The following is a 1228-nucleotide window of genomic DNA, read 5'->3' as shown; positions in this document are numbered from 1 at the left end:
GTTAGCGCGGATTTCCACGCAACTGGTTCGGGGCAACGTTCGTCCGGTGGAGAGAGTCGGCGTGGTGTGGGATGGGCAAGGTGTGCGGGTGGTTGCCGTTCGTGGGTGGTGCAGTCGCTGTTGATGTCTTGTGGTGGTCTCGCTGTTGAATGACGGGAGTGTCATTCCAGTATCTGTCATTCAAGGCTGGCCCGCAGCCGGATGCGCGTGAAGAAAGCCAGTAAACGTTGGGAATCGGCCGACACGCCCGGCCGGTCGAGGTCCGCGTCGGCCTATGTTGGGAGCGGCATACTTGTCCTATGACAGGAGGATCGACACAACCAGCGAGCGGGGAGTGGTTCACCAAGCCCGACGAAGTGAGCCGCCGCCGCTACGAGGCGCTGCGGGCGTTCTTCGTCGACGGGCTGACCCACGCCGAGGCCGCGGACCGGTTCGGTTACACCCGGTGGGCGATGGTGAACCTGGTCCGCGAGCACCGGGCCGGGAGGCTCGAGCTGTTCGCCCCGGCGCGCAAGCCCGGCCCCGCCCCCGGGTCGGCGCCGGCGAAGGACCGCGCCCGCGGCCGGGTGATCGAGCTGCGCCGGACCGGGTTGTCGACGTATGAGATCTCCACCCAGCTGGGCGTGGAGGGCACGCCGTTGAACCGGACCAGCGTGGCCGAGGTCCTCGCCGAGGAAGGGTTCGGCCGGCTGCTGCGTCACCCCGATCCGGCAGCCAGCACCTCGCCTGCCACGCCCGGGCGCGACACCCGCCTGCCCCGCACCGCGACGCTCGACTTCGCGACCTGGCCGCTCAGCGTGGAGACCGGCAAGGCCGGGTTGCTGCTGCTCGTACCCGACCTCGTCGCCCTGGACCTGCCCGCCCTGGTCAAGCGCGCCGGCTACCCCGGCACCCGCGTCGTTCCGGACGTGTCGTGGTTGCTCTCGCTGCTGGCGCTGAAGCTGACCCGTACCAGACGGGTCTCCCACGTCGACGACCTGCTCTTGAGCGACCCGGCCGCGTCACTGTTCGCCGGGCTGGGGGTGCTGCCGAAGAAGTCCGCGTTGACCAACTACTCCTACCGCACCAGCCATGAGCACCAGCGCCGCTTCCTGGCCGCGCTCGACACCAAGATGATCGACGGCGGGCTCGCGGCCGGGCAGGACGCGATCTTCGACCTGGACTTCCACGCCGTGATGCACTGGGGCCACGACCCGGTGCTGGAGAAACACTACGTACCCACCCGCTC

Annotated in this window: 1 protein-coding gene; it reads left to right on the top strand. The window is 68.8% G+C overall.

Translation table 11 applies throughout. The annotated features are described in order from the left end of the window. Positions 1-299: 299 nt before the first annotated feature. The coding region (locus tag ACRDSQ_RS13030; RefSeq protein ID WP_431421244.1) for a hypothetical protein at positions 300-1228 on the top strand (929 nt) is incomplete at its 3' end.

This window comes from Actinokineospora sp. (assembly GCF_050699995.1).
Lineage (GTDB): Bacteria > Actinomycetota > Actinomycetes > Mycobacteriales > Pseudonocardiaceae > Actinokineospora.
Note: the sequence above shows the minus strand (reverse complement) of the source record. Positions and strands in the feature narration are given on the sequence as shown.